Here is a 22942-nt window from a genome sequence, read left to right on the forward strand (position 1 = left end):
TTCGGGCAGGCCATACGGTGGGGGAACCGAGGCCCTCCACTTGTAGGTAACACCTACCGCGCGCTCCGCGCGCGAACGACCGCGCTGCGCGCGGGAAAGCTCGCGAGTCAGAGCGACTTTACCGCTGCCAGAAGCTTGGTCAGGGAGTCCTTCGCATCCCCGAACAGCAACGTCGTCTTCGGGTTGTACAACAGATCGTTGTCCACCCCCGCAAACCCCGGCCGCATCGAGCGCTTCATGAACACCACCGACTTGGCCTTGTCCACATCAAAAATCGGCATCCCATAGATCGGACTGGACGGCTCATCCCGCGCCCCCGGGTTGACCACGTCGTTGGCCCCCACCACCAACACCACGTCGACACTGCCCATGCCGGGGTTGACGTCGTCCAGTTCCTTCAACCGCTCATAAGGCACGTCCGCCTCCGCCAGCAGCACGTTCATGTGCCCCGGCATCCGCCCCGCCACCGGGTGGATGCCGTAGTCCACCGAGATCCCGCGTGACTCCAGCAACTGTGTCAGCTCCCGAGCCGCGTGTTGGGCCTGAGCGACCGCCAAGCCGTACCCCGGCACGACAAGCACCGAATGCGCGTACCCGAGCAGGATGGCGACATCCTCCACCGTCCCGGACCGCACAGACCGCTGCTCACCCCCACCAGCGGTCGGCGGAGCGGCCTTGAAGGCACCGAACAGGATGTTGGTCAAAGGCCGACCCATCGCCTGGGCCATCAAACGGGTCAGGATGGTGCCGGACGCGCCCACCAGGGTGCCGGCGACGATCAGCAGGGTGTTGCCGAGGACGTAACCCGATGCAGCCACGGCCAGGCCGGTGAAGGCGTTCAAGAGGGAGATCGCGATCGGCACGTCCGCGCCACCCACCGGCAGCACGAACAGCACGCCCAGTGCCAAGCCCGCCAAGGCCAGCAGCACCAGCAAGGCGTTGGAGTCGGTGAACAGCACCGCCAGTGCCAGCAGGCCGCTCGCCGCCGCGACCGCGATGCTGACGACCTGGCCAGCGGGCAGCAGGACCGGGCGGGTCGTCATGATCTCCTGCAACTTCAGGAAGGTCACCACGCTGCCCGAGAAGCTGACCGATCCGATCAGCACCGTGAGCACAGTGGCCACGTCGAACAGCACGCCGCCGTCGGCGACTTCCAGGAACTCGGTCAGTGCCACCAACGCCGCCGCCGCGCCGCCGACGCCGTTGAACAGGGCCACCATCTGCGGGATGGCGGTCATCTTCACCTGGCGGGCCGCAGGGATGCCCACGACCGTGCCGGCGGCCACCGCGACCAGGATGAGGACCAGGTTGTGCGACACCGAGAACAACGCGGTGATCACGGCCAGCGCCATGCCCGCCGCGCCGACCAGGTTGCCGGCGCGGGCGTACCGAGGGGTGCTGAGGCCCTTGAGCGCCAGGATGAAGCACAGCGCGGCGGCCAGGTAGGCGAGCTGGACCCAGTTCATCGCTTGTGCCCCTTGAACATCTCCAGCATCCGGTCGGTCACCACGAAGCCGCCGACCACGTTGACCGTGGCCAGGAAGACCGCCAGCAGGCCGAGCACCAGCTCGATCCCGCCCTCGGCCTGGCCGGTGATCAGGATCGCGCCCACGAGGATCACGCCGTGGATGGCGTTGGCGCCGGACATCAGCGGGGTGTGCAGGATCGTCGAGACCTTCGAGACCACCTCGAAGCCCACGAACACGGCCAGGATGAAGATCGTCAGCAGTTCGATCACAGCAGCTCCCTGGTGGGCGCGTGCCGGACCTCTCCGGCGTGGGTGAGGCAGGCCCCGTTCAGCACCTCGTCGTCCAGGTTCGGGACGACCTGCCCGTCCTGCGTCATCAGGCCCAGGAAATTGGCCACGTTGCGGGCGTAGAGGCGGCTGGCGTGGACCGGCATGCCGCTGGGCACGTTCCGCGCCCCGTGCACAAGGACCTCGCCGACCCACACGTCCTCGCCGGGCCGGGACCCGACGACGTTGCCGCCCGACTCGGCGGCCAGGTCCACCACGACCGAGCCGGGGGGCATGGCCTTGAGCATGTCGGTGGTGACCAGGACCGGGGCCTTGCGGCCGGGGATGGCGGCCGTGGAGATCACCACGTCGCTCTGGGCGACCCGTTCGGCGATGAGTTCCCGTTGGCGTTCCAGGAACTGCTCGGACTGCACGGACGCGTACACGCCGTCCTGGGACTCCAGTTCCAACTCCAGGAACTTCGCGCCGAGGCTGCGCACCTCCTCGGCGGCGGCCCGGCGCACGTCGTAGGCCTCGACCACGGCGCCGAGCCGGCGAGACGTGGCGATCGCCTGCAACCCCGCCACTCCAGCGCCGAGCACCAGGACCTTGGCAGGCGGGACGGTGCCCGCGGCGGTGGTGAACATGGGCAGGAAGCGCGGCAGGTGCTGCGCGGCGATGAGGACCGCGCGGTAACCCGCCACCAGGGCCTGGGAGGACAACGCGTCGGCGCTCTGCGCTCTCGTCACGCGCGGCAGCAGGTCGAGGCTGAACGCGGTGACCCCGCGCTCGGCCAGGACCCGCACCAGGTCCAGTTCGGTGGACGGTTGGAGGAAGCTGACGGTGATGTCGCCCTCGCGCAGCTTTCTGGCCTGCTCGACGTCGAGCGGCTGCACGGAGACCACGACCTCGGTGGTCCCTGCGGGGTGGTCGGGAACGATCTCGGCGCCGGCCGACCGGTAGGACGCGTCCGAGGCGTGGGCGTGCACGCCCGCCCCGGACTGCACGTCCACCGCGAGACCGGCGCCGATCAGCGTGGTCACCGTTTCCGGTAGACCGGCTACGCGGCGCTCGGCGGGCCGCGACTCCGCGGGGATGCCCACTCTCACGGAGAGTCACACTAGTCGATCAAAGGTGATCCACACCACATCCACGGTTGACTTTAACCGGACGGGCGTACGGCGGGCGGCGGCTAGTGGATGACCGGGCACACGCCCTTGGTGTCGCCGGGGAAGAAGTTGGGCACCAGTTCCCGCTTGTCGTAGTACCGGTGGAACACGCTGGTGATCCCGCTCGACATCGGCGGCACGATCCACGTCCAGTCCGCCGGGCAGCTGCGCCCCGCCGCCTCCTCCTTCTTCAGGTGCGTGAGGAACCGGTCGGACTCGGTGTGGTGGTCGGTGATGGTCACCCCCGCCTCCGCGAACGAGTGCAGCACTGCCCGGTTCAGCTCGACCAGGACCCGGTCCCGCCACAGGGTCTGCACCCTGGAGGTGTCCAGGCCCATCCGCTTGCCCAGGTACGGCAGCAGGTCGTAGCGGTCGGCGTCGGCGAAGTTGCGCGCGCCGATCTCCGTGCCCATGTACCAGCCGTTGAACGGGGCCGCCGGGTAGTCCACGCCGCCGATGCGCAGGCGCATGTTGCTGATGGCCGGCACGGCGTGCCACTTCAACCCCAGGGCGGCCAGCCACGGGTACTCGGGGTGGCTGATCGGCACCTCCAGGACCGCGTCCCGGGGCAGTTCCAGCAGGTACGGCTCGGCGTCCTCGCGTTCGACGACCAGCGGCAGCACGTCGAACGGGCCGCGTTCGGCCGGGGGGCGCCAGCCCATGCCGATGGCGTGGTCGGTCAGGTCGGCGTTGCGGCGGTCGCCCAGGACGCCGCCGTCCGGGCCGCGGTAGCCCGCGTAGCGGACCAGCTGCTCGTTGCGGATGCGCGGGCCGGGCTGGCCGGGCTCGTCGGGGGCGAACACGGTGATCACGGGCCGGACCTTGCCGCCGTTGGTGGCGAGCTTGAGGTGCTCGACGCACTCGTCGGCGACCTCCTTGGGGTCGCGAAGGTCGCGCAGGTCGCGGACCTTGAGGCTGTGCCAGTACAGCCGGCCGATGCAGCGCGCGCTGTTGCGCCACGCCACGCGCGCGCCGAAGGTCAGTTCGGCCCCGGTGTGCCGGTAGGTGCCGGTCGCGGCGACCTCGGCGTGGACCTCGGCCAGGCGGTCCTCGACCGGGCCGAGGTCGGGGTGCTCGGAGTGGTGCAGGCGGATGAAGTCCTCGGCCTCGGCGAGGTCGACGGCGCCGGCGGTGGCGGTGGCGCGCAGGGGGATGGCTTCAGTCGGACACGCGGGGACGGGGGCCATGCCGCGACACCGTAGTTGCACGTTCGTGGTCGGTGCACCGCCGTGTCGGGCACCCGAAGCCCGACACGGCCGGCGATCGGTGCCGCACCGTGAGTGCTTGATACGGCAAAAGCGTGAGGAATCTGCGAAAACGAGTGATATTGGATCGTTATCCGCTCGACTCACGCCGGTGATCCGTGATTTACACCACAGTGCATTTTTCACCTATCGGGTGACAGCTCCGGAGCCCGCCACCCGGTGAAGGTCGACATCCCCCGGACGGCCGCGCTCGCCGGCACCGCACGCAGGACGGCGTTGCGCGCGGCGACGGCGAGCGGGTGGCGCAGGCGGTGCCCGAACCGGCCGGCCAGCCGGGACATCCGGGCCACCGACCGCCCGCGCGGCCGGCGCTCGCGGTCGTAGTGGGCCAGCGCCTCGGGTACCGCGCCGAACCGGGCCAGCGCCGCCGCGAGCACGACACCGTCCTCGATCGCCGTGCACGCCCCTTGTCCCAGGTAGGGGGTCATGGCGTGGGCGGCGTCGCCGAGCAGCGCGACCCGGCCGCGCACGTAGGACGGCGGCGGGGTGCGCAGCTCGTGCAGGTCGTGGCGCAGCACGGTGTCCGGAGGGGTCGCGTCCAGCAGGTCGGCGATCGGGCGGTGCCAGTGCCCGACCAGCCGCCGGACCTCGGCCAGTTCGTCGGCCGAGGTTCCCCCGGCCGGCGCGAGCGTGGCGGCGTACCAGTAGACGCGGTCGTCGCCCAGCGGGAGGATGCCGAACTCCGTCCCGGGGCCGAGCGTCTGCCCGATCGCGAGCTCACGCGCGAAGGGCACCGCCGTCACGCTCCGCCACGCCGTCGCGCCGGCGTAGACCGGTCGGGGCAAGCCCGGGAACAGCGCCTCGCGCACGCGGCTGCGGATGCCGTCCGCCCCGACCACGAGGTCCGCGTCGAGGTCGTCGACGGACGTGACCTCCACACCCGTGACTAGGCACCGCTCCGGCAACGCCGAGCGCAGTACCCGGTGCAGGTCGGCCCGGTGCACGGCGACGACGTGGTCCCCGGCGGCGACCTCGACCAACGGCCGACCCGTCCGGTCCCGCACCCCGCCCGCCACCCGGGGCGTGCCGATCCGCCGCACCTCGTCGGCCAGGCCCACCGCGTCGAGCGCGCGCATCGCGTTGGGCATCAGGCCGATCCCCGCGCCCACCTCGCCGAATTCCGGGGCGCGCTCCAGGACGACCACGTCCCACCCGACCTTCCGCAGTGCGACCGCCGCCATGACACCACCGAGCCCACCCCCCACGACCGCTGCCCGCACGTCCGCCGCCCTTCTACAGATGTAGAAGCTACTCTACAGCTGTAGAAGGAGGTGGTCGTGTGTCGGACCGCGTGACGCTCATCGCCGACGCCGCCGTGCACGTGGTGGCGACGAAGGGCATGCGGGGCCTGACCCACCGCGCGGTGGACGCGGAGGCGGGTCTGCCGCAAGGGTCGACGTCCGCGTACTTCCGCACCCGCAAAGCCCTGGTCGAAGGCGTGGTGCGGCGGTTGGCGGACCTGGACGCGCTCGACGTCACCGCGCTGGAGCACCTCACCGACCTCGACGCGCTGGCCGCCGGCATGGCCCACGTGCTGGACGCGTGGATGACCACCGCGCGGGAACGGACCCTCGCGCGCTACGCGTGCCTGCTGGAGGCCACCCACCACCCGGAACTGCGCGGCATCCTCGCCCACGGCGCGAAGGCCCGGGAGATGGCGCGGGCGATGCTCGACCGCGCCGGCGTGCCGGACGCCGAGGCGCAGGGCCGGGCGATGGTGGCGTTCCTCGACGGACTGCTGTTCGACCGCCTGGTCGGCGCCGGTGCGCTCGGCGCGCCGGAGCCCGGCAGCCCCGAGTCCGTGGCGGAACTGACCGCCGCCATCCGCACGGCCCTGCGCGGGGTGTTCGGCCGGTGAGCCGGAAGCCGCGGCCCCCACCGGGAAGCCGCGGCCCCAGACCCCTCAGAACCGTCTCAAGCGGATCGTTCGCTGCTGCCCAGCCGGGGGAACGGGTCGGTCGAGAAGACCACTTCCACCGGCACCTCGAAGTACTGCGCGATGCGCAGCGCCAGGTAGAGGCTCGGGCTGTACTCGCCGCGCTCCAGGTAGCCCACGGTCTGGTAGTGGATCCCCAGGGCCTCGGAGAGCTGCCGGCGGGAGACGCCGCGTTCCGCCCGCAGCATCGCGATTCGGTTGTAGACGGTTTCGCTCACCCCATGCCCCTCTGCAACGCGGCTTGCCTGCGCTGCTCCATGTCCGCACCCGACTCGCGACGAGCCATCCGACGCAGGATCGTAGGCGCGAGCAGGAAGCCGACCACCGCCCACACCCCCAGCACGCCGACCATCTCCAGCGTGCGCCACGACCCGCCGATCTCCGTGGCCGCCGCCGCGTCGGGCAGCAGGGCCGACCGCGCGCCCACGCCCACCCAGTACACCGGGAAGACCTGGCCCAGGCCCTGCAACCAGCCCGGCAGGGCGTGGATCGGGTAGAAGATGCCCGAGATCGCCACGACGCCCATCATCGGCAGCATCGTGAAGCCCATCGCGCCCTGCGGGGTCTTCGCGATCGACCCCGCGATGGCGCCCCACGGCAGGGTCGCGGCCAGGCCCAGCAGCAGCACGGGCACCACGGCGAGCCAGTCGAGCAGGCCCGCCTCGGTGAGGTCGGGGATCAGCAGCAGCGCGGGCAGGATGCCGACGACGAGCCCGAAGGAGATGTCCAGGGACGTCTGCACGACCCGGCCCACCACGTACCCGACCATGCCGTTGGGCACGGCCTTGGCGCGCAGCAGGGTGCCGTCCTCGCGGTTGAGCGAGAGCTGGCCCGCCGGGCCGACCAGGCCGCCGAACGCGACCGACGCGCCGATCATGCTGGGCAGCGACAACGCCGCCAGCGACAGCGTGCTGCCCTCGACCACCGAGTCGTGCTGGAACCACAGGACCAGCGTGTAGGCGATGGCGATCAGGATGTTGTAGACCTGGTCCGAGCTGCCCAGCGAGTGGCGGAACTCCAGCCAGCCGCGGGAGAACCCGAGCCGGACCGCGTGGATCGTGGGGTTCACAGCGCCGCCACCTCCCGCCCGGCCATCTGGCCGCTCTCGAACCGCTGCACCAGCTCCAGGTACGTGTCCTCCAGGGTGCTGCGCCGCACCTCCAGCTCCGTGATGCCCGTGGGGTGCTGGGACAGCAGGGTGCGCACGAACTCGGTCGCGTCGCCGGTGGCGTGCACGTGCCGCGCGCCGTCCTGCGTCCAGCGGACCTCGGACTGGCCCTCGACCTGCCGGCTGAGCTGGTCGGGACTGCCGTCGGCGATGATCCGGCCGCCCGCGAGCACCAGGATGCGGTCGGCGAGCTTCTCCGCCTCGGCCAGGTCGTGCGTGGTGAGCAGGATGGTCATGCCCTCCAGGTCGGACAGCCGGTGCACCAGGTCGTGGAACTCGCGGCGGGCGTGCGGGTCGAACCCCGCGGTCGGCTCGTCCAGGAACAGCAGCTCGGGCTTGCCGACGATGCCGATCGCCACGTCCAGCCGGCGCCGCTGGCCGCCGGACAGCCGGCCGCTCTTCTTCTGCGCGTGCTCCTCCAGCCCGACGGTCTTGATCAGCTCGTCGGTGTCGAACGGCCGCACCCGCTCGGGCGTGCTGTAGGGCGCGTAGTACCGCCCGAGGTGGTCCAGCAGGTCGCGGACCTTCCACCGGGCGTGGTCGCGCCAGGACTGGAGCACCACGCCCAGCTTCGCGCGCCACAGCTCGTCCCCCTTGGCCGGGTCGACGCCCAGCACCCGGATGTGGCCCGCAGAGGGCATCCGGAAGCCCTCCAGGATCTCGATCGTCGTGGTCTTGCCCGCCCCGTTCGGCCCGAGCAGCGCGACCACCTCGCCGCGCTCGGCCGTGAGGTCCACCCCGTGCAGGACGTCCACGGCGCCGTAGCGCATCCGCAGGTCGCGCACTTCGATGACCAAGACCGTCACCTCCCCCTGTCGAAGTCCTCGGCCAGTTTGTAGCACACCTACTACATCTCGTACTAGCACACTTCACTTACGGCTTATTTACTTCACGGGTTCGTGAATCTTCTGTAGCTTGCAAAGTAGGTCCCCGACGCACTGGGAGGTGTGCGAGATGACCGAAACTCTGTACCCCGAGCTGCCCACCACACGCAGCTCACCGTTCGACCCGCCCGCGGAACTGGGGGTGTTGCGCGAGACCGAGCCGATCAGCCGGCTCGCGTTCCCGGACGGCAGCCTGGGCTGGCTGGTGACCAGCCACGCGCTCGCGCGGGAGGTGCTGGCGGACAACCGGTTCAGCAACCGGGCCGAACTCCAGCGCTCGCCGATCCGGGCGGGCGGCAAACCGATCCCGCGACAGCCGCCGGCCAAGCCGGGCATGTTCATCAACATGGACGGCCAGGAGCACGCCAAGTACCGGCGGCTGCTGACCGGCCAGTTCACCGTCCGGCGGATGAACCAGCTCATCCCCCGGATCGAGGCCATCGTGCGCGACCACCTGGAAGACGTGCGGGCCCAGGGTCCGGGCGTCGACCTGGTGGAGGCGTTCGCGCTGCCGGTGCCCTCGATGGTGATCTGCGAGCTGCTGGGGGTGTCCTACGAGGACCGCGAGGCGTTCCAACGGGACACCAAGTCCGCGTTCACCCTGACCAAGGACTTCGAGGAGATCAGGGCGGCCTTCGAGCGGGTCGAGGACTTCGTCGCGGACCTGGTGCGGCGCAAGCACACCGAGCCCGGCGACGACATGCTCACGGGCCTGATCGAGACCGGTGAGCTGACCGACGAGGAAGTCACCAACATGGGACTCCTCCTGCTCATCGCCGGCCACGAGACGACCGCGAACATGCTCGGCATCGGCACGCTCACCCTGCTGAACCACCCGGACCAGCTGGCGGCGTTGAAGCAAGACCCGTCCTTGATCGACAACACGGTCGAGGAGCTGATGCGGTACCTGTCGATCGTCCAGTTCGGCACGTCCAGGGTCGCCCTGGAGGACGTCGAACTGGGCGGGGTCACCATCAAGGGCGGCGAGACGGTCAGCATCTCGGTCCTGGCCGCCAACCGCGACCCGGCCAGGTTCGACCGGCCGGACGAGTTCGACATCCACCGGCCGGCGACCGGCCACGTGGCCTTCGGGCACGGCGTGCACCAGTGCCTGGGCCAGCAGTTGGCGCGCATCGAGATGCGCGTGGGCTTCAACGCGCTGTTCCGCGAGTTCCCGGACCTGCGGCTCGCGGTGCCGGCGTCGGAGGTGCCGATGAGGGACGACATGGCCATCTACGGCGTGCACAAGCTGCCGGTGGCGTTCTCGTGAAGGTCGAGGTGGACCCGGACCGCTGCGCCGGCTCGGGCATGTGCGCCCTGACCGACCCGGAGGTGTTCGACCAGTCGGAGGACGACGGCACGGTCGTCCTGCTGAACGCGTCTCCGGCCGGGCATGAACGGGAGGTCCGCGAGGCCGCCCACCTGTGCCCGGCGGGGGCCATCAAGGTGATCGAGTAGTCCCGGGGCTTGGTCCGCCGGCAGCCGCGTGGTCGCCGGCGGACCGAGCCGTCACCGGGCCGCGACTTCGGCGAGTCCGGTCCGTCCGACGGACTGCCACCGCACCGGCGTCCCGTGCAGCGCGGTGACCAGCGACTTCACCACCACCAGGTACGTCAGCTGCCGGTAAGCCAGCTGCTGCAACGGAAAAGTCCACAACGGCCGCAGCGACTCGCCGTCCAACCGCAGCGCATACCCGGCACTCAGCGTCTGCATCACCAAGAACAGCGCCCACACCACCAACGCCCAAGGCGCATCGGCGATGAAAGCCCCATAGACGACATAAACGTCCAGGGCCGGCGCCAACAACGGCAGCACGACGTGGAACAGCAGCAGGTAGGCCAACCCCAGCCGACCCATCCGACCCCGTGCCGCGCGGTGCTTCCACATCGACTGGAAAGTCCCGTAGGACCACCGGTACCGCTGTCGGTACAGCCCCCGCACGCCCGTCGGCACCTCGGTCCACGCCCGAGCCCCCGGCTCGTACACCACCCGCCACCCGGCGCGGGTGATCGCCATCGTGACGTCCGTGTCCTCGGCGAGGGTTTCCGCGCTGATCCCGCCGACCTCGTCCAGGGCCTCTCGCCGGAAAGCGCCGATCGCGCCCGGGATGGTCGGCAGGCAGCCCAGGGCGTTCAGGATCTGCCGGTCCAGGTTGGAGCCGGCGCAGTACTCCAAGTGCTGCCACCGCCCGAACAGGCCGCCCCGGTTGGCGACCTTCACGTTCCCCGACACCGCGCCCACGCCGTCCAGGCCCAACGGCCGCACGACCTTGCCCACCGTGTCCGGCTCGAACACCGTGTCGCCGTCGACCAGCACCAACGTGTCGTGCCGGGCCGCCGCGATGCCGGCGTTCAACGCGGCCGGCTTGCCCGCGTTGGCCTGCCGCACCACCCGCACGCCGGTCAGGCCCAACCCCTCCACCAACTCGGCGGTGCCATCCGAAGACCCGTCGTCGACGACCACGACCTCCACCTCGGCCGGGTGCTTCGACGCCACGATCGACGTGACCGCCGCGACGATGTTGGCGGCCTCGTTGTACGCGGGCACGACGACCGACACCGGTGGCGCGTGGTCGATCTCCACCACGGCGTCCAACCGCCGCAGCCGCCGCGAGGTGTGCGCCAGACCCAACTGCATGACGGTCCGCAGAAACGCCAAAGCAGCCACGATCGCGCTCAACACGCCCAGCACGACCACCATCGCCCCGCCGTGCCGCTGGGCGAACGCCAGGGCGTACCCGGTGACGCGCTGCCCGAACCCGGCCTCGACACCCGACCCACGCCCGGTCGCCTCACCCAGCCCGACGAACCGGTGCGCTGGGTACCGGTCGGCCAGCAGGTCCACGACCCCGGGGGCACTGCTGTTGACGTGCAGCCGCACGACCCGGCCGACGTTGGTCGCCGCCAGGATCGCTTCCGGGTCACGAACCTTGAGGTCGACGGTGTTCCGATCCGCCTCCGCCAGTCCACTGTGGACACCGACAGCAGCCGCCAGCGCCGCCCGGCTGAACGCCCCGTCCCACGACGAATCCGGGCCGGCCCGGAAGGCGCCCACGCCGACCTCGTGCCCGTCGTCCACCATGCGGCGCACCAACTCCGGATACCGGTTGACCGCCGACCCGACCACGAAGAACGTCGCCCGCACCTTCCGCGCGGCGAGCTCGTCCAGCAGTCGGGGCGTGTAGCGCGGGTCCGGCCCGCCGTGGAACACCAGCACCAACGTCCCCGCCGGCACCGGCTCGGCCGCCGCGGGCGGGCGAGGCGCGGCCACCGGAACGGCCGTCGCGTACGTGTGGAAGCTCAACGCACCCAACAACAACGCCAGACCCACCAGCAGCGAGATCCAGTGCGATCTCACCCCGCCTGCCCCACCACCGTGGCGAGGATCACCAGCGCCAACCCGAGCAACGACGCCGCCAAGGCGACGCCGACCACGGCCATCAGCCCCCGGCGTCTGCCCGTCTCGTCGACGAAGACCTGTTTTGCCACCACTGTCCCCCCACGCGCAGCACCGCGACGACGACGCCCGCTGCCACCGCGACCGCCATCGCCGGGAACGCCCGCACCACCAGCGGCGCGGACGCGATCACCAACTCCCGCAACGACTTCCCACCCAGGGCGGCACCGCCCACCACGAGCACCACGCACAGCACCGGCGGCGCCGGCACGACCGTCCACAGCCCCACCGGCCGCACCGTCGCGGCGGCGAGCACCGCGCCGAACACCAGGAAGACGCCGAAGGGCCACCCCGGTTGCTCGCCGTCCACCCACAGGCCGATCCCCGCGAACACCCCGGCCACCGCGAGCGCGGCGAGACTCGGCAGGTGTGAGATCCGGTCAACCACCGTGCGCCCCCAGCGTCTCAACGGCCCTAGGCTACGCGACGGGGGTGGGTCGGTGCGGGAGTTCTCACTGGTCGTGGCGCGGATCGCGTGGATCGCGCTGGCGGTGGCGGTGTTGGCCGGGTCCGGAGTGGCCTGGACCACTTACCGCGACCTGGACACCGGTCTGCGCCGGTCGCGGGCGATCCCGGCGGACGCGCCGCGGTCCGACGACGGGCTCAACGTGCTGCTCATCGGGCTGACCACGCGCCGGGACCTGGACGGCAACCCGCCGCCGGACGACGTGCTGGAGAAGCTGCACGCCGGCGACGTCGACCGGGGCGGTTACAACGCGAACACGCTGATGCTCGTGCACATCCCGAACGACGGGTCGCCGGCCACCGCGATGTCCCTGCCGCGCGACAACTACGCCGTGCTGCACGGTGTCGCGGGCACGCCCCGGGAGAAGGTCAAAGAGGCGTACGGGCGGGCCAAGGAGGACGAGGAGCGCCGCCTGGTCGCCGAGGGCGGGCACGACCCGGCGGAGTTGGAGTGGCTGGGTCGCGAGGCCGGACGCCGGGCGCAGGTGGAGACGGTGCGGGAGTTCCTGGGCGTGCCGGTGGACGCGTTCGCCGAGCTGAGCCTGACCGGCTTCTACCACCTGGCGGAGGCGTTGGACGGCGTGGACGTGTGCCTGAAGGCGGCGACCGCGGACCGCGAGTTCTCCGGCGCGGACTTCCCCGCGGGCCGCCAACGCCTGGACGCGGCGCAGGCGCTGGCGTTCGTGCGGCAGCGGCACGGCCTGCGCCACGGCGACCTGGACCGCACCCGGCGGCAGCAGGCGTTCCTGAAGTCCGTGCTGCTCAGGGTTCGCGAGCAGGGCTTGACGGCGCTGGGTCCGGTGGTGGACGTGGCCAAGCGCAACGTCGTGCTGTCCGACGGCTGGGACGTGCTCGACGTGACCCGGAAGGTCACCGGGATCCGGTTCACCACGCTGCCGATCACCGGCACGCCGAAGGTCGACGGACGGGAGGCGATGCACACCGCCGTGGGCGTCACCCTGGGTCGCCTGACCGCGCCGAAACCGTCCACGACCACGTCGAAACCGACGACGACGGTCACCACGCCACCCCAGGTGGACGGCATCCCCTGTGTGGACTAACCGCACACCGCCCACCGCCACGGCCGGGTGACAACCTTCGTCGACCCTTGCCCCGGATGGGGTGCGAGCGCAGTCTCTGTGGACCACCTCGAAGGACGCCCGGAGGTGCGGAAACCCGGCGAGAACGCCCATCCGCGCCACCGGATTCCCGCGCGCCCTTCTCCGCCGTGCCGGTTCGAAAGGGTGAGCGCCATGACCGATCCGCAGAGATCACCGTCCGAGAACGACCAGCCCTTCATCCCCGAAGGCGACCAGCTCGACCTCCCCGCCGGCCAGTTGGCCGCGGTCGACGCCGACACCTGGTACTACCTCCGCGCCCAGTTCCTCACCGAGGACGGCCAGAACGCGTTCGGGTACTTCCACCCGGTCGGGCCGAACCCCAGCACGTCCTTCTGGGACTACATCTGCATGCGCACCTGGCTGGACAACGCCTGCCAGTTCAAGCTGGAGGACACCGACGCGCGCGGCTGGTCGAAGTGGCTGATCCGGGCCGACGACAACCACCTGTGCCTGAAGGCGACCTTCTGGTACTACCGCGCCTCCGCCTACACGGCGCGGTTCGCCATCGTCGACGGCCTGCTCTACAACGACTACAAGGACGGCCCGGCGGGCGCGGTCTGGCGCGAGACCCTCGTGAGCCCCGCCTACTACGTGGGCCAGAACCTCGGCGAGCGCTTCAACCTCACGCAGTGCCAACTGGTCCCGGTGGGCGCCGAGGCCGACGCGCCCGCACCGGCCGGCGCCGGCGCGCCCGGCGGGGTCACCCCTTCCTGAGCACCTCGATCACGGCGGGGAAGTCCGAGCCGGCGTGCCCGGCCGCGACCGCCCGCTCGATGAAGCCCTTCACCAGCTCCAGCAGCGTGGCGTCGACGCCGCGGTCGCGCGTGGCCTGGATCAGGTGGGCGGCGGCGGAGATCTGCATGTCCAGCCGGGCTTCGCGGCTGGTGAAGTCGCCGCTGTCCACCTGGTCCGCCATCGCGGGCAGGAACGACGCCACGGTGCCGAGCATCTCCTGCGCCATCGGCAGGAACCGCCCCGCCGTCACCCCCTCGCGGCCCACCAGCGCGGTCGCCTGGAGGTAGCCGGTGAAGGCCCCGTACATGATCGTCAGCAGGGCGGTGTCGAACAGCGCCGCCAACCCCGGGTCCTCGCCGACGAAGGTGGCGGTGCCCAGGACGCGGAGAACGCTTTCCTGCTCGGCGTAGAGGTCCGCAGGTCCGGAACAGAGGATCACGGCCTGCGGCGTGCCGAGGGCGGGCGGCGTGGTCATGATGCCGCCGTCGAGGTAGCGCCCACCGCGCTTCTCCACCTCGGCGGCGAGGTCACGGGCCTGGTCGGGGGTGCCGGTGGTGAGGTTGAGGACGACCTTGCCGGCCAGGTCCGCGGGCAGGACGTCCTCGACCGCGCGGTAGTCCAGCACGGACACCACGACGACGGGGCTCGCGGCCACCGCCTGCGCAGCCGACCGGGCCCGGGTGGTGCCCTCGGGACCGGGGCGGTCCGACCGGGTCCACACCGTCGTGGGGTGCCCGGCGTCCCGCAGGGCGACCGCGATCGCCGAGCCCATCAGGCCCAGGCCCAGCACGGTCACCGGCTGCTTTTCTAGTTCGTTGTTCACCGATCTATCATCAGCGCAGCCGCCGAGGTCGATCAATTACACGAACCGGTGACCACTTCAGCGCTTGACCTTCGCGTCATACGCCTGTCGCGCCCGCTCCACCGCTTCAAGGTTCGGCGACCACTCGGCGATGGTCGCGAACAGCGGCGCGAGGCTCAACCCGAGGTCGCTGATCTCGTACTCGACCCGCGGCGGCACCTCGGCGTAGTAGGTGCGCACGACGAGCCCGTCCCTCTCCATCTGCCGCAGCCGCTGGGTGAGCACTTTGGGACTGATGCTGGTGATCCGCCGCTCAAGCTCCACGAACCGCTGCCTGCCGTACTCGTGCAGCACCCAGAGGATCGGCGTGGTCCAACGGCTGAAAACCAGGTCCACCACCGGCGAGATCGGACAGGCCAACTCGGGCGGGAGATCGCGCCGAGGGGTGGTCCGCACTGTGTTCCCGCTCACTTCCACCGTCACTTTCCTCTAGGTACCTACTACCCCGAGGATAGTAGCTTCGCTCCCGCAGCAACTGATCAAGGGAGCGAACATGATCGTGGTGACCGGGGCGACGGGCAACGTGGGCAGGCCCTTGGTGGAGACCTTGGTGCGGGCAGGCGAGGAGGTGCTCGCGGTGTCCCGGGGCACCGGCATCGAGGGCGTCCGCCACCACCAGGCAGACCTGACCGACCCTTCGACACTCGCACCGGCCCTGACGGGCGCGTCGGCGGTGTTCCTGCTGATCTCCGGCGACTACCTGGGTTCGGGCGCGAACTTCGGCGACCTCGTGGAGGTCGTGCGCGCGTCCGGCGTGCCGAGGGTCGTGCTGCTGTCGTCCCAGGGCGTGGCAACCGGCAGGCACCCCGCCGGCTTCGAGGAGGCCATCCGCACGTCCGGTCTGGAGTGGACGATCCTGCAACCAGGCGCCTTCTCCAGCAACGCTTTCCAATGGGCTCCAGCCATCACCACCACCCGCACAGCCGCCGCCCCCTTCGGCAACGTGGCCCTGCCAGTGGTCCACACGTCCGACATCGCAGACATGGCCGCCACCGCCCTCCTCTCCCCCGCCCACGCCGGCCAGACCTACGTACTGACCGGCCCGGAACCGATCACCCCGCGCGACCAGGTCACGGCGATCGGGCACGCGTTGGGCGAGCCGGTGCGGTTCGTGGAACTGAGCCGGGAGGAGGCAAAGGCAGGAATGCTCCAGTTCATGCCGGAACCAGTCGTCGAAACGACCCTGAACATCCTCGGCACCCCCACCCCGGAGGAACAGACCGTGCACCCGGACATCCCCACGGTCCTCGGCCGCCCGGCAAGGCCGTTCGCGGACTGGGCACAACAGAACGCCGTAGCGTTCAAGTAACTCGAACCTTGGCGTCGCGTGGTGCCCTGGGCGCTACAAGCCCTCAGGGCACCTTCGCGTCCTCACACAGCCTAGATTGTCAGAGCTGCTCGCTACGATGCCTCGGTGACAAAAGGCAATGGTCAGCGCTCGACGCGAGGAACTGTCTTCCCAATCGTTGAGTGCTTACGGGTTTCCACACGACTGCACGACGACCGATGCTCTCGCAACACAGGATGCAAACGCTTGCCCATTCGCAGGTGGCGCCTGCGAAAAGCGGCGCCAGTACGGATTCGGCTACTGCTCTGTCACGTACAGGGCGAACTGGGACGAACAACCGCGCACCTACGCCGTGTGCGACCACCGCCTGGATGGACCGCCCGTCGAGTGGGCCACTCAGGACTACTTCGGCGACTCGAAAGCAACTCTTGTGCCGGAAGTGACTGTCACCGACAGCCCGAAGCTCAACATCGACTATGTAGCGTTCGTCGACAGCAAGGATTGGCCGAGCGAACGAAGCTACATCGCCATCGAGACTCAGGCCATCGATCTCCGCGGAGGCGGTGTCGGCCCGGCCTGGAAGGCTTGGGAGGCGGGCGATGTCGCAAACTGGCGCCGCTACTTCACCGAGGAGGCGGCACGCAAAGGTCGCAGGGACACCGTGGACTACGGCGTGAACACCGGAAACGTGTACAAGCGACTCGGCACCCAAGTGGCGGTCAAAGGTGAGTACCTCAAGCAGATCGAGGTGCCGCTCTACGTCGTCATGCAGCACAGCATCCTTCAGTAACTACGCAGCCGGGTGAACTTTGTGCCGGTGCAGGATGATGAGCCCTGGGACATCACCTTCGCAGGCTTCGACTACACCGGCGCACTAGAGCCCAACGGCCGACTGAAGCTGGAGCGCATCGAGGTCGTGCGCACGACGCTTGAAAACTACATCGCTGCCATGACCTCAAGCAGTGAAGGCGTAGCCTTGCGCGAGGATTTCGTCGCGAAGGTTCAGAAAAGCTCAAGGCATCTCCCCGCCAAAGCGAAGTTCTCTCCGAACTCCAGGTCGACGGAGGCGCCCTGTAGGAAATCCGGTCTAAGACCAGCAAGCTCCCGCCCACGTGGAGGTCGACTGCCTCAGCAGCGAAGACTGTTCACCCCAGTGCGTCGACCAGTTGCTCGATTGCAGCCCAGAGACGCTCTTTGGCTCCTGGCCTCATCACTCCGAGGTCACTGGGATGGGGGCCTTCGAATATCCGATCGAGCGGCGTCTGGCTTAGGTCGGCGGCGCCGGCTCGCTTCCACGCCACCTTCGCGTAGTCGCCCAGCAGCAAAACCGCTTCGACATGAGGCATGAGTTCCAACAGTCGGGGCAGCCAAGCGAGGGCCTCTCGGAGATCCGTGCTGGAGGGTTTCGAGAGGGCCGTCGGCCAAGGAATGGCGTTCCAGTGAAGAAGTTCACGCCAGTCCAGGCCGGCGCGTCGGTACAGGTGGTAGCACCGCTCGGCAGATGGGTCGTCGTTCTCCAGGCTGAGCAGTCCGGATCCCTTGGTCCTCGACGTTTTAGGACCGGGTGACTGCAAAAGGACGAGGGCTCTAGCAGCAGTGCCGGCGAACTCGGGATCAGGGTATGGCACGTCACCCGGAGTGAGCCCGCGCGCGGCTGCGATCTCGTCGGCAAGGGCGACGAAGGGAGCGATGTGCGGCTCGCTGAGACGGGCGTGCTTGGCGTGGATGACAGCCGACGAGCGGTTGGCACGTGCGGGCATGGGGCCTCCGAGGGCTTGTAACGCCTACTCCGTAGAAGCGGATCTCCCTACAGGCTCGTTACGTGCGCCGGTCTCGGCGGTCGGCGGGCATGCACCTGATCAACCTGGAGGGCGCGCCGGATGCAGGCGAACACGTTGACGCCGAAGAAGCTGTTCGAGCCGCAGGTCCGATACATCATCCCGGTGTTCCAGCGCCCGTACGTCTGGTCGGTCGACAAGCAGTGGATGCCGCTGTGGGACGACGTGAAGGCGATCGCCGAGGAAGTCTTGGAGCGCGTGAAGCCCGAGGACCCCGTGCCGCCGCACTTCCTCGGCGCCGTGGTCTTGGAGCAGCAGTTCAACCCCGCGGGCTACATCGCGATCCGGCACGTCATCGATGGTCAGCAGCGCCTGATCACCCTGCAACTCCTGCTCAACGCGGCCCTGCGGGTGACCCGGAAGCACGGGCGCCCGCGGGACGCGATGTTGTTGGAAACCCTGGTCCGCAACCCTGCGCACGTCGTCGACACCGATGACGAGGTGCTCAAGGTGTGGCCCATCCTGGCCGACCGGAAAGCCTTCCAGGCAGCGATGGACGACGACCAGCGCAACGACGAAGGCCAACACCGCGTCAGCCAGGGCATCCGGTTCCTGCGCGAGCGCATCGAGGCGTGGGCGCTGGAGGCGCCGGACGAGATCGCACCGGCGGACCGGCTGCAAGCGTTGACCGAGGCGCTGGCGCTGCACTTGAAGCTGGTGGTGATCGACCTGGACCCGGATGACAACGCGCAGGCGATCTTCGAAGCCCTCAACGACCGCGGCAGTCCGCTGCTGGCGGCCGACCTGATCAAGAACGCGGTGTTCCAGCTCGCGGAGAAGCACGGCGTCGACATCGAGAAGCTGAACCGGGATTACTGGGCGAGCTTCGACGAGGAGTACTGGCGGCAGGAGCTGCGGCAAGGACGGTTGAACCGGCCGCGGATCGACGTGTTCCTCAACTACTGGCTGACGATGCGCCTGGCGCACACCGTGCCGTCGGACAAGATCTTCATCGACTTCCGCGACCAGGTCGTCAAGGGACTGACCGACGTGCGTCCCATGCTGGCGGAGCTGCGCGAGGACAGCACCTGCTACCGGCAGCTCGCCGAACTGCCGGCCTTCTCCGTTGAGGGCACGTTCCACTACCGGGTGATCGAGGTCGCCGACATCGCGGCCACCACGCCACTGCTGCTCTGGCTCGTCCGACCTGGCTCGGCCATCCCGGAGCCGGCGCGCCACCAGGCCCTTCAGGCGGTCGAGAGCTGGGTCATCCGACGCCTGCTGTGTCGGGTGACGCTCAGCGACACCAACACCCTGGCCGTCGAGCTGCTGCGGCACCTCAAGACCGTCGCTGCCGACCAGGTCGGGACGGCCGCGGTGGAGTACCTGCTGGCCCAACGCGGCGACTCCCGCCGGTGGCCGACCGACGACGAAGTGATCGTCAGCCTGGAATCGATGCGGCTCTACAAGACCCTGGTTCCGCGTCGCCGGGCGCGCATGCTGCTCGAAGCGCTCGAAGACAGCTACCGTTCGCCCAAGACCGAGGAAGCCCACTGCCGCCGTTACGACTTGACGATCGAACACGTGATGCCGCAGTCCTGGCAGCGCTACTGGCCCGTCGGCGATGACGTCGATCCAGCAGCTCGCGACCACCACGTACAGCAACTCGGCAACCTGACGCTGGTGACCAGCAAGCTGAACCCCGTCACCTCCAACTACCCGTGGCTGCCGGCGACGCTCGACGGCGCCGCGGTCAAGGGCAAGCAGCAGATCATCGCCGACCACAGCGTCCTGATGCTCAACAAGCACCTGCTGAACACCTACCCCGACGCGTGGAACGACCACACGATCCGAGAACGGACACGAACCCTCGCCGAGCGGACGGTCCGCATCTGGCCACGCGGCTCTCTTGCGACAGAGTCTTGAGCGGGCGCACCACCAACGTCTTCGGGGAGATGCTGTGACAACACCTTCCGACACCGGGATGATCCAGTTGGAACGGCAGTTCCACGACGAGACGATGGCGGGCTACCGGTACCTGGTTCGGACGATCAACTACCAGGCCAAGGCGTTCCTGCACATGGTCGCCATGAACGGTGGACCCGGAGCCGCTCACCTTCTTCTCCAGACACCGACTGTCTCCGCTGGCTTCACCACGCTGTGGGAGGCGAAGATGTTGGCGCACAGCGTCGAGGCCCTGGTGGTGAAGCCGAAGTACAGGCCGCTGTTCAGCGACGAAGAGCTGGATACCGCTCGGCGTCGACTCCTCGACCACGGCTTCGACGTCGAGAGCTACCTACAGTCTCTTCGATGAGGGGACGCCGCTGGCCGGGCCCGCGGCAGCATCCGCCCGCCAAAGCTGATGTTCACCTTGCCGATCGTGCGTATAACGGAGTGTGAATACGGAACCACGCACCGCGATGCGGTGCGTGGTGTGAATGTGCTGTACGTAGTGGGGCCGGTGGGGTTCGAACCCACGACCTGACGGATTATGAGTCCGCTGCTCTGACCAGCTGAGCTACAGCCCCCTGACGTGCGGTTCAGGAGAGTACAGATCAGCCGGGCCCGCGTCTCAGCAACCCGTCAGCACGTGACCAAGCTGTGCCGGCCGCTACGGAGGACCGAGGTCGGAGGGGCGGTAGCCCGTGGGGTAGCCCGGGTACGTGCGGTTGTTCGGGTCGTTGGTGAGGCGTGGGGTTTTGCGGGGTGGGAGGTAGCGGACGGACTTGGCGCGCAGGCGCAGTGCTTGGTGGGCGAGGCGGGGTAGCAGGGGTGGGGGTGGGGTGAAGCCGAAGGCGGTGAGCATGCGGGTGTCGAGCATGGCCAGCACCGCCTGGGCGGTCCAGCTGCGGGGCGCCGGGTACCAGGAGCAGAACAGGTCCAGCGTGTACTGGCCGATCTGGCGGTTGGTGTCGCTGTAGGTGAACCGGCTCTCCTCGTACGCCCGCTTGAACGCCCGGAACTCGTCGTAGGACTCGGGTACGTCGGTGATGGCCATGCGCGCGCCGACCGCGCGGTAGAAGTGGAAGGCCGCTAGGCGTTCCTGGAGCGTCAACGGCCGCCACCCGAAGCGGTCCAGCCAGTCGATCGGCTCGTAGACGAACGTGGACAGCACGTACTTCATGTCCTCGTTGTCGATGTCGTACCGACCGTGCAACCGGTTGACCACCCGCAGCGCCTCCTTGCCGCGCGGCGAGTCGTAGCCGTGGTCCACGAGCTCGGCCATGAGCAGCGCGGTGTCGTCGTAGCGCTTCTGGGGCCGGTGCTCGAACTCGCCGGTCTTGGCCAGCAGGCGGGAGATCGACGGGACGCAGTAGGTCTTGAACAGCGCGAACTCCAGGGACCGCACGTAGTCCCACGGGAACTCGTAGCCCGACGACAGCCGCATGATGCGCTGGTGGTCCCGCTCGGGGTCCAGCGACTCGATCAGGCGGCGGGTGGCGAAGCGGTCCGGCACACCCCGAGAGCCTGCCGGCAAAAACCGGCCCGGAACGTGTGACAAACGGGTGACACGGGGGTACCCCGGACCCATGAGACGACGAAACCCCAGGTCAGGAGACCTGGGGCTGCCATCGCGCTCCCCCAACTGGATTCGAACCAGTAACCCTTCGATTAACAGTCGAATGCTCTGCCGTTGAGCTATGGGGGAATGTTCGGTTGTCTCGCCGGGCCTCGTCGGCCTGACAGGACGTAACTCTAGCGCATGCGGAAGAGTGCTTGCGAACACCCCCCACCCTTTGCGACAGGATGGGGCGTGACCAGGCACGATGGGAAGAGAGGAGACCTCATGAAGGGCATCCTGCTCGGCGCGGCCGTCGGCTACGTCCTGGGCGCCCGGGCCGGCCGGGAGCGGTACGACCAGATCGTCCGCGCGTACCGCGCCCTCGCCGACCACCCGGCGGTCCAGGGCGCGGCAGGCATCGTCCGCGCGAAGGTGAGCGAGAAGACGGGCTTCGGCAGGAACCGAGGCCGCCAGACCGCCCACGCCAACGGCCACCGGCCGGACCCGGTGATCCCCCGCGCTTGACCGGGGGTTCGAACCAGTAACCCTTCGATTAACAGTCGAGTGGGGCCGTCAGCCGGGCACACCCCCGAGGTGCCCGGCTGACGGCACGTTCAGCGGACGTGCGCTACCGCGAAGACCCGCCGGAACGGGAACCACGTCGTGCCGTCCGCCCGCTCGGGGTAGGCCGCACGTAGTCGGGGTGCCAGCGCGGCCAAGAACTCTTCCCAGGCCACGTCGTCCAGGGCCGCGCGCACGGGCCGCAGGGCCGTTCCCTTGCACCACTCCAGCACGGCGTCCGGGCCGGTGAGGCGCTGGAGGTAGGTCGTCTCCCAGGCGTCGACCTCGGCCTCGCTGAGCACTTCCGCGTAGCCCGCCGGGTCGAGGACGGGCGACTCGCGCAGCACGACTTGTGGGCACAACTCCGCTGCCACTGCCCGGACGATCTCGTGCGAAGGTCCGGAGAAGTTGCCCGGCACCTGCATCGCGAGCCAAGCCCCGGAGGGAAGCTCACGCACCCACCGCCGCAGCAGATCCTCGTGCCCTGGGACCCACTGCAACACGGCATTGGTCACCACGACGTCGGTGTCGTCGGATGGACTCCAGGCCGCCACGTCCTCGACGCGCGCTTCCAGTCCACGCTCACGGGCCGCTGCAACCATCTCCGGAGACGAATCCAACGCCTCCACCACCGCCGACCGCCACCGCTCAGCCAGCGTGACGGTCAGATTCCCCGGACCGCACCCGAGATCGACCACCCGACGCGGCGACGACGTGGCGATGCGCGCGACCAGCTCGTGGAACGGCCGCGCGCGATGGTCGGCGAACGCCAGGTACTTGGCCGGATCCCACATGAGCGACACACCTCCGGATCTAACAGTACGGACGTACGGACACCGTACGCTCGTACTGCTAGCAACGTCCAGACCCCGACCAGCCTCCCCGCAACCACCCCCACCGCTTTTCGGCGCGCGCAGCGCGACCTTCGCGCGCGGAGCGCGTTGTTCGCGCGCGGAGCGCGCGGTAGGTGTTACCTACAAGTGGAGGGCCTCGGTTCCCCCACCGTATGGCCTGCCC

At 69.3% G+C, this 22942-nt stretch carries 26 protein-coding genes and 2 tRNA genes; 10 read left to right on the forward strand and 18 right to left on the reverse strand.

Annotated features, from left to right (window positions below; all coding sequences use genetic code 11):
* Positions 1 to 107: 107 nt before the first annotated feature.
* The 5 genes from WBN91_RS32075 to WBN91_RS32095 form a co-directional block, all read right to left on the reverse strand.
* On the reverse strand, positions 108 to 1466 hold the full coding sequence (locus tag WBN91_RS32075) for an NAD(P)(+) transhydrogenase (Re/Si-specific) subunit beta (protein WP_337728031.1): 1359 nt from the start codon (positions 1464 to 1466) through the stop codon (positions 108 to 110).
* Entirely contained in the window at positions 1463 to 1738 is a 276-nt protein-coding gene (locus WBN91_RS32080; protein ID WP_337728030.1) for an NAD(P) transhydrogenase subunit alpha, read from the reverse strand. The genes WBN91_RS32075 and WBN91_RS32080 overlap by 4 nt, the downstream gene beginning before the upstream one ends.
* Positions 1735 to 2844 carry an NAD(P) transhydrogenase subunit alpha gene (locus tag WBN91_RS32085; protein ID WP_337728029.1) on the reverse strand — a complete coding sequence of 370 codons (1110 nt, stop codon included), beginning with the start codon at positions 2842 to 2844 and terminating at the stop codon, positions 1735 to 1737. The genes WBN91_RS32080 and WBN91_RS32085 overlap by 4 nt, the downstream gene beginning before the upstream one ends.
* Before the next feature lie 83 nt (positions 2845 to 2927).
* Positions 2928 to 4091, reverse strand: a complete 1164-nt coding sequence (locus tag WBN91_RS32090; RefSeq protein ID WP_337728028.1) for a nitric oxide synthase oxygenase — start codon at positions 4089 to 4091, stop codon at positions 2928 to 2930.
* A gap of 200 nt (positions 4092 to 4291) precedes the next feature.
* The gene (locus tag WBN91_RS32095; protein WP_337728027.1) at positions 4292 to 5389 is read right to left on the reverse strand and encodes an FAD-dependent monooxygenase; all 1098 of its coding nucleotides are present in this window, start codon (positions 5387 to 5389) and stop codon (positions 4292 to 4294) included.
* 59 nt (positions 5390 to 5448) lie between these two features.
* Here WBN91_RS32095 and WBN91_RS32100 point away from each other — a divergent pair, with 59 nt between their 5' ends.
* Positions 5449 to 6027, forward strand: coding sequence for a TetR/AcrR family transcriptional regulator (locus tag WBN91_RS32100; RefSeq protein WP_337728026.1), 579 nt, complete (start codon positions 5449 to 5451; stop codon positions 6025 to 6027).
* Between the two features lie 56 nt (positions 6028 to 6083).
* Here WBN91_RS32100 and WBN91_RS32105 read toward each other — a convergent pair whose 3' ends face one another.
* From WBN91_RS32105 to WBN91_RS32115, 3 genes are read right to left on the reverse strand one after another with little or no spacing between them, the layout of a single operon-like run.
* Complete coding sequence (locus tag WBN91_RS32105) at positions 6084 to 6323, reverse strand: helix-turn-helix transcriptional regulator (protein ID WP_337728025.1); 240 nt, start codon at positions 6321 to 6323, stop codon at positions 6084 to 6086.
* A complete protein-coding gene (locus tag WBN91_RS32110; protein WP_337728024.1) occupies positions 6320 to 7174 on the reverse strand; it encodes an ABC transporter permease in 855 nt (284 codons plus the stop codon). The genes WBN91_RS32105 and WBN91_RS32110 overlap by 4 nt, the downstream gene beginning before the upstream one ends.
* Positions 7171 to 8043, reverse strand: coding sequence for an ABC transporter ATP-binding protein (locus WBN91_RS32115; RefSeq protein ID WP_337728032.1), 873 nt, complete (start codon positions 8041 to 8043; stop codon positions 7171 to 7173). The genes WBN91_RS32110 and WBN91_RS32115 overlap by 4 nt, the downstream gene beginning before the upstream one ends.
* 184 nt (positions 8044 to 8227) lie before the next feature.
* Between WBN91_RS32115 and WBN91_RS32120 the strand changes: the two genes are divergently transcribed.
* Positions 8228 to 9427: a cytochrome P450 gene (locus WBN91_RS32120; RefSeq protein ID WP_337728023.1), complete on the forward strand. Its 1200-nt coding sequence runs from the start codon at positions 8228 to 8230 to the stop codon at positions 9425 to 9427.
* Complete coding sequence (locus WBN91_RS32125) at positions 9424 to 9615, forward strand: ferredoxin (RefSeq protein WP_337728022.1); 192 nt, start codon at positions 9424 to 9426, stop codon at positions 9613 to 9615. Before WBN91_RS32120 ends, WBN91_RS32125 begins: the two co-directional genes overlap by 4 nt.
* Positions 9616 to 9666: 51 nt before the next feature.
* Here WBN91_RS32125 and WBN91_RS32130 read toward each other — a convergent pair whose 3' ends face one another.
* The 3 genes from WBN91_RS32130 to WBN91_RS32140 are packed head-to-tail and all read right to left on the reverse strand — an operon-like array spanning position 9667 to position 12022.
* Positions 9667 to 11514 (reverse strand): glycosyltransferase, encoded by a 1848-nt coding sequence (locus WBN91_RS32130; RefSeq protein WP_337728021.1) that lies wholly within the window; start codon positions 11512 to 11514, stop codon positions 9667 to 9669.
* Positions 11511 to 11645 (reverse strand): hypothetical protein, encoded by a 135-nt coding sequence (locus WBN91_RS32135; RefSeq protein WP_337729425.1) that lies wholly within the window; start codon positions 11643 to 11645, stop codon positions 11511 to 11513. The genes WBN91_RS32130 and WBN91_RS32135 overlap by 4 nt, the downstream gene beginning before the upstream one ends.
* Positions 11597 to 12022 carry a DUF6542 domain-containing protein gene (locus WBN91_RS32140; protein WP_337728020.1) on the reverse strand — a complete coding sequence of 142 codons (426 nt, stop codon included), beginning with the start codon at positions 12020 to 12022 and terminating at the stop codon, positions 11597 to 11599. The genes WBN91_RS32135 and WBN91_RS32140 overlap by 49 nt, the downstream gene beginning before the upstream one ends.
* Before the next feature lie 31 nt (positions 12023 to 12053).
* On the opposite strand from WBN91_RS32140, the gene WBN91_RS32145 reads away from it, so the two are divergent.
* Both WBN91_RS32145 and WBN91_RS32150 read left to right on the forward strand, forming a co-directional pair.
* Complete coding sequence (locus tag WBN91_RS32145; protein WP_337728019.1) at positions 12054 to 13139, forward strand: LCP family protein; 1086 nt, start codon at positions 12054 to 12056, stop codon at positions 13137 to 13139.
* Between the two features lie 192 nt (positions 13140 to 13331).
* Positions 13332 to 13913 carry a hypothetical protein gene (locus WBN91_RS32150; protein WP_337728018.1) on the forward strand — a complete coding sequence of 194 codons (582 nt, stop codon included), beginning with the start codon at positions 13332 to 13334 and terminating at the stop codon, positions 13911 to 13913.
* Here the strand turns inward: WBN91_RS32150 and WBN91_RS32155 are convergent.
* On the reverse strand, positions 13900 to 14757 hold the full coding sequence (locus WBN91_RS32155) for an NAD(P)-dependent oxidoreductase (protein WP_337728017.1): 858 nt from the start codon (positions 14755 to 14757) through the stop codon (positions 13900 to 13902). The two genes, WBN91_RS32150 and WBN91_RS32155, sit on opposite strands and share 14 nt — an antisense overlap.
* A 57-nt stretch (positions 14758 to 14814) precedes the next feature.
* Positions 14815 to 15135, reverse strand: coding sequence for a winged helix-turn-helix transcriptional regulator (locus WBN91_RS32160; RefSeq protein ID WP_337728016.1), 321 nt, complete (start codon positions 15133 to 15135; stop codon positions 14815 to 14817).
* 154 nt (positions 15136 to 15289) lie between these two features.
* Here WBN91_RS32160 and WBN91_RS32165 point away from each other — a divergent pair, with 154 nt between their 5' ends.
* Complete coding sequence (locus WBN91_RS32165; protein WP_337728015.1) at positions 15290 to 16105, forward strand: NAD(P)H-binding protein; 816 nt, start codon at positions 15290 to 15292, stop codon at positions 16103 to 16105.
* A 418-nt stretch (positions 16106 to 16523) separates the two neighbouring features.
* Positions 16524 to 16874 carry a hypothetical protein gene (locus tag WBN91_RS32170; protein ID WP_337728014.1) on the forward strand — a complete coding sequence of 117 codons (351 nt, stop codon included), beginning with the start codon at positions 16524 to 16526 and terminating at the stop codon, positions 16872 to 16874.
* Positions 16875 to 17229: 355 nt separating this feature from the next.
* Here the strand turns inward: WBN91_RS32170 and WBN91_RS32175 are convergent, their stop codons facing one another.
* Entirely contained in the window at positions 17230 to 17844 is a 615-nt protein-coding gene (locus WBN91_RS32175) for a uracil-DNA glycosylase (RefSeq protein ID WP_337728013.1), read from the reverse strand.
* Positions 17845 to 17964: 120 nt separating this feature from the next.
* On the opposite strand from WBN91_RS32175, the gene WBN91_RS32180 reads away from it, so the two are divergent.
* Together WBN91_RS32180 and WBN91_RS32185 are read left to right on the forward strand one after the other, a co-directional pair.
* A complete protein-coding gene (locus WBN91_RS32180) occupies positions 17965 to 19788 on the forward strand; it encodes a DUF262 domain-containing protein (RefSeq protein ID WP_337728012.1) in 1824 nt (607 codons plus the stop codon).
* A gap of 58 nt (positions 19789 to 19846) precedes the next feature.
* Positions 19847 to 20176 carry a hypothetical protein gene (locus WBN91_RS32185; RefSeq protein WP_337729426.1) on the forward strand — a complete coding sequence of 110 codons (330 nt, stop codon included), beginning with the start codon at positions 19847 to 19849 and terminating at the stop codon, positions 20174 to 20176.
* Positions 20177 to 20315: 139 nt separating this feature from the next.
* Here the strand turns inward: WBN91_RS32185 and WBN91_RS32190 are convergent.
* The 3 genes from WBN91_RS32190 to WBN91_RS32200 form a co-directional block, all read right to left on the reverse strand.
* Positions 20316 to 20390 (reverse strand) — tRNA-Ile (locus tag WBN91_RS32190).
* Between the two features lie 83 nt (positions 20391 to 20473).
* The gene (locus tag WBN91_RS32195; protein ID WP_337728010.1) at positions 20474 to 21319 is read right to left on the reverse strand and encodes an oxygenase MpaB family protein; all 846 of its coding nucleotides are present in this window, start codon (positions 21317 to 21319) and stop codon (positions 20474 to 20476) included.
* Positions 21320 to 21439: 120 nt separating this feature from the next.
* Positions 21440 to 21511: transfer RNA gene (locus WBN91_RS32200), tRNA-Asn, on the reverse strand.
* Between the two features lie 138 nt (positions 21512 to 21649).
* Between WBN91_RS32200 and WBN91_RS32205 the strand changes: the two genes are divergently transcribed.
* A complete protein-coding gene (locus WBN91_RS32205) occupies positions 21650 to 21889 on the forward strand; it encodes a hypothetical protein (RefSeq protein ID WP_337728009.1) in 240 nt (79 codons plus the stop codon).
* Between the two features lie 89 nt (positions 21890 to 21978).
* On the opposite strand, the gene WBN91_RS32210 is transcribed toward WBN91_RS32205, so the two are convergent.
* Entirely contained in the window at positions 21979 to 22719 is a 741-nt protein-coding gene (locus WBN91_RS32210) for a trans-aconitate 2-methyltransferase (RefSeq protein WP_337728008.1), read from the reverse strand.
* Positions 22720 to 22942: the final 223 nt, after the last annotated feature.

It is taken from the genome of Saccharothrix sp. CCNWYY140, from assembly GCF_037401995.1.
Classification (GTDB): domain Bacteria; phylum Actinomycetota; class Actinomycetes; order Mycobacteriales; family Pseudonocardiaceae; genus Actinosynnema.